Consider the following 9,442-nt stretch of genomic DNA (forward strand, 5'->3'; position numbering starts at 1 on the left):
GCCCCGACCAGTCAGACCGTCAGCACGATCTTGCCGCGCACGTGCCTGCCTTCGAGCAGCTTGTGCGCCTCCGCCGCCTCGGCCAGCGGGAACGTCTGCTGCACGGTGACGCGCAGTTCGCCGCTGCCGGCGTGCCGGGCCAGCCACTCCAGGTCCGCCTGCACGGGCTTGGCGTAGGTGTACGCGCCGCCGATCTCCAGCACGTTGGTGTCCACGATGGACAGGATCCGGGCCGGGTCGCGAACCAGCGCGGGCGAGTCGTTCAGCGCCGCCCCGCCGACGCAGTCGAGGGCCACGTCGACCTTGCCGTCACCGCCGACGAGTTCGGCCACGTTGTTGACCAGAGCGTCCCCGTAGGACACCGGCTCGGCGCCCAGTGAGCGCACGTAGTCGTGGTTGCGCGGGGACGCCGTGCCGATGACCCGGGACGCGCCCAGCAGCCGCGCGACCTGCACAGCCAGGTGCCCCACCCCGCCCGCGGCGGCGTGCACGAGCACCGTGTCGCCGTCGGACACGCCGACCTTGCGCAGCGCCTGCAACGCCGTGAGCCCGGTCAGCGCCAGCCCACCGGCCTCCTCGAACGACAGCGTGGCGGGCTTGTGCCACAGGCCGCGCTCGGTGGCGGCGATCAGCTCCGCGTAGGTCCCGTGCTGCACGTGGTCCTTGCGCTGGTAGCCGAACACCTCGTCACCCGGCTTGAACCCGTCCACGGCGGGTCCCACGGCGCGCACCACGCCGGCCACGTCCCAACCGGGGATCAACGGGAAGTGGTGGGGCAGGGTGTCCTTGGCGTAACCCAGGCGGATGAGGCGGTCGACGGGGTTCACGCCCGCCACGCGCACCTCCACGAGGACCTCATCGAAGTTGATCGCCGGGTCGGGCAGCTCCTGGAGCGAGAGGACGTCGACATCTCCGAACGAGTTCTGTGCAATCGCCTTCACGGACCCCAGTGTTCACGAACCGTAGAAGACCCGCTCGACCACCGTGCGGGCCCGCCGGGTGGTGCGGCGGTAGGCGTCGAGGAACTCGCCCGGGTCGCCCTGGTGGCCCATCACCCCGGCCACCGCGGCGAGGTCGCGCCCGGTGGTCGGCAACTGGTCCCCGGCCTTGCCCCGCACCAGCACGATCGCGTTGCGCGCACGGGTGGCGAACATCCAGGCTTCCCGTAGCGCCGCCGAGTCCTCCGCCGACACCAGCCCGGCCTCCTCAGCCGCCCGCAGCCCTCGCACGGTGGACGGTGTGCGCAGCGAGGTCACCTCGTGGGCGTGCTGCAACTGCAACAGCTGCACGGTCCACTCCACGTCGGCCAACCCGCCCCGGCCCAGCTTGGTGTGGAGGGACGTGTCCGCGCCGCGCGGTAGCCGTTCGGCCTCGACGCGGGCCTTGATGCGCCGGATCTCCCGCACGGACGCCGCGTCCAACCCTTGCGGCCGGTACCGGACGGGTTCGACCATCTCCAGGAACCGCGCGCCCAACTCCGGGTCGCCCGCGATGAACCGGGCCCTCAGCAGCGCCTGCGCTTCCCACAGCTCCGACCACTGCGCGTAGTAGGCCCGGTAGGACTCGAACGTCCGCACCAACGGCCCCTGCCTGCCTTCCGGCCGCAGGTCGGCGTCCACCTGCAACGGCGGGTCCTGGGACGGCGCGGCCAGCAGCCGCCGCACCTTCTCCACCACGGAACTGGCCCACCGCGCGGCCTCGGAGTCCGACACGCCGTCGAGCGCCTCGCACACGAACATCACGTCCGCGTCCGACCCGTACCCCAGCTCACGCCCGCCCAGCCGGCCCATGCCGATGACCGCCAGCGACGCCAACGGCTCCCCCGACGACCGCTGCACCGCGTCCAGCGCCGCCTGCAACACCGCCACCCACACCTCGGACAGCGACACGCACACCGTCCGCAGCGGCACCAGCCCCAGCAGGTCCGCCGACGCCACGCGCAGCAGCTCGTGCCGGCGCAGGGACCGGGCGGCGGCGACCGCGCGGTCCAGGTCGTTGTAGCGGGACACGGTGCTGCGCAGTGGGTTGCCGATGGCCATCGGGTCCCGCCCGACCAGCGCGGTCGTGTCGGCCAGCAGCCGCAGCACCTCCGGCGCGCGCACCAGCAGGTCCGGCACCAGCCGGGACGTGCCCAGCAGCGCGGCCAGCCGGTCCACCACGGTGCCCTCGTCCCGCAGCAGCCGCAGGTACCAGGGCGTTTCGGCGAGCGCCTCGGACACCCGCCGGTAGGACAGCAGCCCGCCGTCCGGGTCGGGCGTGCCGGCCAGCAGGTCCAGCAGCACCGGCAGCAACGCCATCTGGATGCGCGCCCGCCGCGACACCCCGCGGGTCAACGCCTCGATGTGCTTCAACGCCCCGTCCGGCGCCGCGTACCCCAGGGCGGCCAGCCGAGCCGCCGCCTCGCCGGTGGTCAGCCGCAACGCCTCGGTCGGCACGTTGGCCACCGCTTGCAGCAGCGGCCGGTAGAACAGCTTCTCGTGCAGCCGCCGCACCTGGTTGGCGCGCTTGCGGAACTCCGCCAGCAGCACCTGCCCCTCGGACAGCCCGCCCTCGGCCTGCAACCCGGCCGCCCGCGCCAGCCAGCGCAACGCCGACGTGTCGTCGTCGGCGGGGAACAGGTGCGTGCGCAGCAGCCGCTGGAGCTGCAACCGGTGTTCTAAAGTCCTGAGGAACCGGTAGGCGCGGCCGAAGTCGGCGGCGTCCGTGCGGCCTACGTACCCGCCGCGCCCCAACGCCGCCAGCGCCGCCGTGGTCGTCGGGATCCGCAGGGCCTCGTCACCGCGCCCGTGCACCAGCTGCAACAGCTGGACGGCGAACTCGACGTCCCGCAGGCCACCGCGCCCCAGCTTCAGCTCCCGGTCGGCGAGGCCCAGCGGCACGTGGTCCTCCACGCGGCGGCGCATGGCCTGCACGTCCGGCACGAAGTCCTCGCGCTCGGCGGCCGTCCACACCAAGGGCCGCACGACCTCCAGGTACCGCTGCCCCAGCTCCTCGTCACCGGCGACCGGCCGGGCCTTGAGCAACGCCTGGAACTCCCACGTCCGCGCCCAACGCCGGTAGTAGGAGGCGTGCCCGTCGAGGGTCCGCACCAGCGCGCCGGCCTTGCCCTCGGGCCGCAGCGCCGCGTCCACCTCGAAGCACGACTGCCCCGCGACCTGCATCATCGTGCTGGCCACCCGGGTCGCCACGGCGATGTCGCCCTCGCCGACGAACACCACGTCCACGTCGCTGACGTAGTTCAGCTCCCGAGCGCCGCACTTGCCCATCGCGATCACGGCCAGCCGGCACTCCTCCGACCGCGGAACCTGGCGGTTCGCCACGTCCAGCGCCGCGGTCAACGCCGCCACGGCCAGGTCGGACAGCAGCCCGGCCACGTCGTCGTAGCTCACGTACGGCAGGTCCGGCTCGACGACGTGCGCCAGGTCCTCGGCGGCGACCCGGCACAGCAGCGCCCGGTACTCCAGCCGCAGCGCCCGCACCGCGTCCGCGCCGGTCAGCCCGTCAACGGCGGCGACCAGCGCCGGCGTGAACGACTCCGCCGCCACGGGTTCCGCGTCGGTCAGCGACCGCCACCGCGCCGGGTTGGCGACCAGGAAGTCCGACAGCGCGGTGGACGACCCCAGCACCGCCAGCAGCCGACCGCGCAGCACGTCACTGGCCCGCAGGGCCTCGTCCAGCTCCGCCCACCCGGCGCCCAGCGCCCTCCGGAGCCGGTCCACGCCCAGCAGCGCCAGGTCCGGGTCGGGGCTGCGGGACAACGCCCACAGGACCGCTTCGGCGCCCTCGGTGGGGCGGCGGTCGGCCCACCACCCGGCCGCCCGCAGGTGCTCACCGCCGCGTGCCTCGGTCAGGCCGAACCGAGCGGGGGACGTGGGGGTGCGCGCTGGATCGGTCATCGACGAACACCCTATTCCCGGTCGGCGGGAGGTGAAGCGTCAGCGTGCCACGATCAAGTAGATACCGAACAACACAACGATCACGCAGGCCACCAGGCACGTGCCGGCGACCCCGGTGGCCACGGCCGCGGACCCGCCGCGTTCCCGCGCCTCCTCGCGCGCCGACAGCGCCCGCAGCGCGAGCGCGAACAGCACCACCAGCCCCAGCACCACGCCGAGGCTCACGCCGAACACCGTGCCCAGCGCCGTCCAGTCGACCTTCATACCGCCACCTTGTGCGTCTCGGCCTGCGCCGCGATCTCGTCCACCACGTGCTCGGGCCGCACCGGCTCCCGCCGCGACAGCAGCCAGATGCCCGCCGACACGACCACCCCGACCACCGCCACGACGACCACGCCGGCGGTGCCCAGCGAGGCGACCTTCCCCGCCGCCGCGCCCACGATGCCCGCCGCCGGCAGGGTCAACAGCCAGGCCAGCGCCATCCGCCCGGCCACGCCCCACCGCACGCCGTCGAGCCGGCGGCCCAGGCCGGAGCCCATGATGCCGCCGGACGCGACGTGCGTGGTGGACAGCGCGAAGCCCAGGTGCGAGGACGCCATGATCACGGTCGCCGCGCTGGTCTGGGCCGCGAAGCCCTGCGGCGCCTCGATCGTGGTCAGGCCCTTGCCCAGGGTGTGCGTGATGCGCCAGCCGCCCAGGTAGGTGCCCAGGGCGATCGCGACCGCCGCGCTCAGGATCACCCACAGAGGTGGTTCGGCGCCGGGCGCGAGGGTGCCCGCCGTGATCAGCGTCAGCGTGATGATGCCCATCGTCTTCTGGGCGTCGTTGGTGCCGTGGGCCAGCGACATCAGCGCCGCCGACGCCACCTGCCCGGCCCGGAAACCCTTGCTCGCCACCGACGCGCGCGCCCGCCGGGTCAGCTTGTAGGTCAGGTAGGTGGCCAGCAGCGCCACGATCCCGGCCACCAGCGGCGCGGCGATCGACGGCACCACGACCTTGTCCACGACCTTCGCGAAGTGCACGGCGTCCGCGCCCGACGCGATCCAGGTCGCGCCGATCAGCCCGCCGAACAGCGCGTGCGACGAACTCGACGGCAGGCCCACGTACCAGGTGACCAGGTTCCACATGATCGCCCCGACCAGGCCGCCGAACACCACCGCGGGCGTGATCCGGGCGTCGTCCACGACACCGCCGGAGATCGTCTTGGCGACCTCGACCGACAGCAGCGCGCCGACCAGGTTCAGCACGGCGGAGAACGCGACGGCCGTTCTGGGCTTCAACGCCCCCGTCGCGATGGATGTCGCCATCGAGTTCGCGGTGTCGTGGAAGCCGTTGGTGAAGTCGAATACCAACGCTGTCGCGACGACGATGATGACGAGGAGCGAGGCATCCACGCTGATTCCTCCGGCTGAACCGACACAGTCGTGGATGAACGCTACCTTGACAGCAGATGAACACTCACATCAGCGGGGGTTCGTCACACCAACGGCAGGTTCCGGTGCCGCGTGAGCTCCCCGGCCGCCAGGCGCACGAACCGCTCGGCGAACGGCTGCCACACCTCCGCGATGTCCTCGTGACCCCGGACGAGCTGCTCCTCGCCGAGCTGACCGGGACGCGCGGTGGCGGCGGTGTCCGGCGCGCCGGCCGCCCAGCGCAGCACGATCTCCGGCGTGGTCTCGATGTGGAACTGGATGCCGTAGGCGTTCTCGCCGACCCGGAACGCCTGGTTCGCGCACTTCGGCGAGGACGCCAGCAGCTCCGCGGTCGGCGGCAGCAGCGCGACCTCGTCCTGGTGGAACTGGAGCACGTCCGGCGTCCACGGCAGCTCCCCGAACAACGGGTCCGCGCCCGCCACGTCCCGCTTGGCCACCAGCATCACACCCACCTCGGGCTGCGGACCCCGCCGCACCTGACCGCCCGTGGCCACCGCGAGCAGCTGCGCGCCCAGGCACACGGCCAGCGTCGGCACCCGCTTCGCGACCGCGTGCGACAGCAGCTTGCGCACGTCGGCCAGCCACGGGTGCTCGGCGTCGTCCAGGGCGCCCATCGCGCCGCCCAGGCACACCACGCCGTCGTAGCCGTCGAGGGTCTCCGGCACGGGCCGCTCGTACGGCTTGAGGACGTCGAGCACCGCCCCGGCGCCGGTCAGCCAGTCGCCGAGGCGGGCGATCGGGTCACTGTCATCGGGTTGCAGCACGAGCAGGCGCGTCACTCGTCCGAGGGTAGATCAGCAGTCGCAGGTGATGCCGTGGAGGTTCCCCGGCCGGTCGACCTCGCTGCCCTCGGCCGGGTAGCCGGCGGCCAGCCACGCCCGGATGCCCCCGGCCAGCCGCTTCACCCGGAAGCCGAGCGTGGCCAGCTTGAGCGCGCCCTTGGTGGCGGCGTTGCACTCGAAGCTCTCGCAGTAGACGACGTAGACCAGGTCGCGGTCCCAGTCCCGCGTCGTGGTCGCGTCCATCTCCCAGTGCGGCAGGTTGATCGCGCCGGGGATGCGCGCCTTGGCGAACGCCTCCCGGCTGCGCGCCTCGACCAGCCGGAAGCCGGCGGTGGTGCCTTCCTTCATGTCGCGGACCACGTCGTCCGGGTCGGCCTCGAAGGACAGTTCGGCGGCGAAGAACGCGGCGGCGGTGGCGGGGTCGGCGGGGCTGAAGCGCAGCGTGTTCGTCATGACCGCAATCCTGCTGGGAGCTCCGAGCCGATCACATGCGGAAGTCCAGGCGTTGCCGGCCTTGTGCCTACGATTCCACGGTGGAACTGGACGACCTGGACTGGAAGCTGCTGGAACTCCTCCAGCAGGACGGGCGCATGACGTTCACCGAACTGGCCAAGCGGGTCTCCCTGTCCGCGCCGGCGACGACCGAGCGGGTGCGTCGGCTGGAGCAGGCCGGGGTGATCACCGGGTACCGGGCGGTGGTGTCGCCGCAGCGGCTGGGGTTGCCGATCGAGGCCATCGTGCGGGTGCGGGTGCGCAGCCTGGACACGCCCCGGTTCCGGGAGCGGGTCGTGACCCTGCCGCAGGTCCTCGACGCCGACCACGTGACCGGCGACGACTGCTGGCTGCTGCGCGTGGTGTGCCGGTCGATGGTGGAGCTGGAGGACTTCGTCGAGCAGGCCCAGCGGTACGGGGACACCACGACGTCCCTGGTCTTCTCGTCGGCGGCGCGCGGGCGACCGGTGACGCGGGAGGTCTTCGGGGGTATCGTTTCTCGATAACATCGAAAAACGATATGGGGGGAACATGTCGTCCACTCGGGGCAACCAGGTGCAGCCACTGCTCGGCGTCGTCACGGCCATCACCGGCATCGCCGTGTTCACGCTGGTCAGCGGGCTGTTCGTCACTGTGCTCGACGCGCTGCGCAAGCCGGTGTGCGTGCGGGACAGCTGGCGCGAGACGTGCATCGAAGGGCCGACCGGCGGCGAGCGGGCGTTGAGCCTGCTGCTGCACACGCCCACCGCGGTGGTCCACGTCGGCGCCCTGCTGCTGTTGCTGGTCCTGCTCGTCCGCGCCCAACGCCTGGGACCGCACAACGTCCACACCGCCGCCGACGTCCGCGGGTACGGGCTGTACCTGCTGATCGCACTGCCGGTGTCCACGCTGGTCGAAGCGCTCGCCCGGTGGCTGCTGGCGCCCTACGACACGTTCTCGTTCGTCGGCGACTGGGACTTCCCGTGGTGGGCGGTGCTGACCGGGCTGGGCCTGCTGAGCCTGGCGAAGGTCCTCGACGCCGGCGCGGAGATGCGGGCCGAGCTGGAGGCGACGGTTTGATGCTCCAGCCGTTCACCCGCGTCGCCAGGTTCCTGTGGGCCGTCACCGCGGTCGGGTTCGCGTTCGGGGCGCTGCGGCAGCTCTACCAGTCGCTGACCTACGAGCTGTGCTTCACCACCAGCCGCGTCCTCGGGGCGGTCGACGACCTCGGGCCGTACCGCAACGTCGGCCGCACCCACCCGACCGGCACCCGCGTCTGCCTGGCCGAGCCGACGGGGTGGGACCAGGTGCTCGGGTTCCTGGAGCACGCGCCGTCGGCGTTCGCGACCGCCGGCACGTTCCTGCTGCTGGTGCTGCTGCTGGAACACGCGTCCCGGCGCGGCGTCCACACCGTCGAGACCGCGGACCGGCTGCGGCGGTTCGGGTGGTACCTGCTGCTCGCCCTGCCGGCCACGACCCTGGTCGAGGCGCTGGCGCGGACCGGGTTGCAGCGGCGCACGGTCGTGACACCCGCGCACCGGGTGGACCCGCTGACCGAGTGGGACGTCCCGTGGTGGGCGGTCGTCGTCGGGCTCGGCCTACTGTCACTGGCGAAGGTCGTGCGGAGCAGCGCTGCCATGCGCGAGGAGCTTGAAGGAACGGTGTGAGCGTCCAGGTACACCTCGACCGGCTGCTGGCCGAGCGCGGCATGACGTTGACCGAGCTGTCCGAACGCGTCGGCGTGACGGTGGTGAACCTGTCCATCCTCAAGAACGGACGGGCGCGGGCCATCCGGTTCAGCACCCTCACCGCGCTGTGCGAGGCGCTCGACTGCCAGCCCGGGGACCTGCTCAGCGTCCCGGAGCGGGCGCGGTGAAGGAGAACTCGGCGGCGTCGGTCACCGGCCGGTAGCCGATGCGCTGGTAGATCGAGTTCGAGATCGGGTTCGCCAGGTCGGTGAACAGCACCACGTGCTCAGCGCCCTCCCGCATCGCCCAGGTCGACACGGCTGCCGTCGCCGCCGAACCGTACCCGCGCCCACGCCACTCCGGCGGGGTGTAGACCGGGGCGACCCGGGACATGCCCTCCAGCGGTGCGCTCGCCGACGCCAGCGACACCGGCTCGTCGCCGTCAACCCACAGCACCTGGCCGGTGCCGACGTCCAGGGCGCGCTCGACGAACCGCCGCGACCGGTCCAGGTCCGGTGCGTGCGGCACCGCCTCGTCCACGAACGCGTAGTGCCAGCGGGTGAGGAGGTCCACGTCGGCCCGCGTCGCGAGCCGGGCCGTGCCCGGGACGTCCCGCGGCGGCTCCAAGTCGCCCAGCCGGAACAGCCGGAGGGACTGCTTCTCCTCTGCGTTCCAGCCGGTGCGCTCGGTCCAGGCGAGGACGAACGCCTCCACGGAATCCCGCCGACCACTGACCCCCGGCAACTCGACACCCGCGTCCGCCAGGGCTTCGGCCACGACCGGCGCCCACTCCGGTGCGACGCCACTCACCTCCAGCGGGAACGGTGGTGTGCGCAAGGCCGCCCCGACCAGCCGGCCGCCATCGGTCACGGTCACCAGCAACGGCGACTCGTCGTCCGGGATCGGGGTGCGCAGCCGCAGGCCCACCGCGGTGATCGCCACGGTGAACAGGACGGGGTCCGCGGTGTAGAAGTCCCTGGTCAGGGACCAGAACTCGGCCAGGTCGTGGTGTCTCTCGACGTCCGCCATCTTCGGACCGTAACGCAAAAAACCCGTAGGGGGCACTCGATATCGAGTGCCCCCTACGGGGAAGTTATGTTCGGCGGCGTCCTACTCTCCCACACCCTCACGAGTGCAGTACCATCGGCGCTGGAAGGCTTAACTACCGGGTT

Annotated in this window: 11 protein-coding genes and 1 rRNA gene; 4 read left to right on the top strand and 8 right to left on the bottom strand. The window is 72.3% G+C overall.

From position 1 onward, the window contains the following. Positions 1–11 precede the first annotated feature (11 nt). The 6 genes from WBN91_RS11625 to WBN91_RS11650 all read right to left on the bottom strand — a co-directional run bounded on the left by WBN91_RS11625 (position 12) and on the right by WBN91_RS11650 (position 6,564). Positions 12–941, bottom strand: coding sequence for an NADP-dependent oxidoreductase (locus tag WBN91_RS11625; RefSeq protein ID WP_337724124.1), 930 nt, complete (start codon positions 939–941; stop codon positions 12–14). 12 nt (positions 942–953) lie between these two features. Next, the gene (locus WBN91_RS11630; RefSeq protein ID WP_337724126.1) at positions 954–3,896 is read right to left on the bottom strand and encodes a bifunctional [glutamine synthetase] adenylyltransferase/[glutamine synthetase]-adenylyl-L-tyrosine phosphorylase; all 2,943 of its coding nucleotides are present in this window, start codon (positions 3,894–3,896) and stop codon (positions 954–956) included. 39 nt (positions 3,897–3,935) lie between these two features. Then, the gene (locus tag WBN91_RS11635) at positions 3,936–4,160 is read right to left on the bottom strand and encodes a hypothetical protein (RefSeq protein ID WP_337724127.1); all 225 of its coding nucleotides are present in this window, start codon (positions 4,158–4,160) and stop codon (positions 3,936–3,938) included. After that, complete coding sequence (locus tag WBN91_RS11640) at positions 4,157–5,290, bottom strand: inorganic phosphate transporter (protein ID WP_337724128.1); 1,134 nt, start codon at positions 5,288–5,290, stop codon at positions 4,157–4,159. Before WBN91_RS11640 ends, WBN91_RS11635 begins: the two co-directional genes overlap by 4 nt. An 83-nt stretch (positions 5,291–5,373) precedes the next feature. Beyond that, complete coding sequence (locus WBN91_RS11645) at positions 5,374–6,108, bottom strand: type 1 glutamine amidotransferase (RefSeq protein WP_337724129.1); 735 nt, start codon at positions 6,106–6,108, stop codon at positions 5,374–5,376. 15 nt (positions 6,109–6,123) lie between these two features. Next, positions 6,124–6,564, bottom strand: coding sequence for a rhodanese-like domain-containing protein (locus WBN91_RS11650; protein ID WP_337724130.1), 441 nt, complete (start codon positions 6,562–6,564; stop codon positions 6,124–6,126). Between the two features lie 80 nt (positions 6,565–6,644). Between WBN91_RS11650 and WBN91_RS11655 the strand changes: the two genes are divergently transcribed. The 4 genes from WBN91_RS11655 to WBN91_RS11670 are packed head-to-tail and all read left to right on the top strand — an operon-like array spanning position 6,645 to position 8,458. Then, positions 6,645–7,109 carry an Lrp/AsnC family transcriptional regulator gene (locus WBN91_RS11655; RefSeq protein ID WP_337724131.1) on the top strand — a complete coding sequence of 155 codons (465 nt, stop codon included), beginning with the start codon at positions 6,645–6,647 and terminating at the stop codon, positions 7,107–7,109. Between the two features lie 25 nt (positions 7,110–7,134). After that, positions 7,135–7,662, top strand: coding sequence for a hypothetical protein (locus WBN91_RS11660; RefSeq protein ID WP_337724132.1), 528 nt, complete (start codon positions 7,135–7,137; stop codon positions 7,660–7,662). Continuing rightward, the gene (locus WBN91_RS11665; protein WP_337724133.1) at positions 7,662–8,249 is read left to right on the top strand and encodes a hypothetical protein; all 588 of its coding nucleotides are present in this window, start codon (positions 7,662–7,664) and stop codon (positions 8,247–8,249) included. The genes WBN91_RS11660 and WBN91_RS11665 overlap by 1 nt, the downstream gene beginning before the upstream one ends. Then, positions 8,246–8,458: a helix-turn-helix domain-containing protein gene (locus WBN91_RS11670; protein WP_337724134.1), complete on the top strand. Its 213-nt coding sequence runs from the start codon at positions 8,246–8,248 to the stop codon at positions 8,456–8,458. The genes WBN91_RS11665 and WBN91_RS11670 overlap by 4 nt, the downstream gene beginning before the upstream one ends. Here the strand turns inward: WBN91_RS11670 and WBN91_RS11675 are convergent. After that, positions 8,433–9,299, bottom strand: a complete 867-nt coding sequence (locus WBN91_RS11675; protein ID WP_337724135.1) for a GNAT family N-acetyltransferase — start codon at positions 9,297–9,299, stop codon at positions 8,433–8,435. The two genes, WBN91_RS11670 and WBN91_RS11675, sit on opposite strands and share 26 nt — an antisense overlap. 68 nt (positions 9,300–9,367) lie before the next feature. Continuing rightward, positions 9,368–9,442 (bottom strand): 5S ribosomal RNA (gene rrf, locus WBN91_RS39150); the annotation flags it as partial.

Origin of the sequence: Saccharothrix sp. CCNWYY140, from assembly GCF_037401995.1 — a bacterium.
GTDB lineage: Bacteria > Actinomycetota > Actinomycetes > Mycobacteriales > Pseudonocardiaceae > Actinosynnema.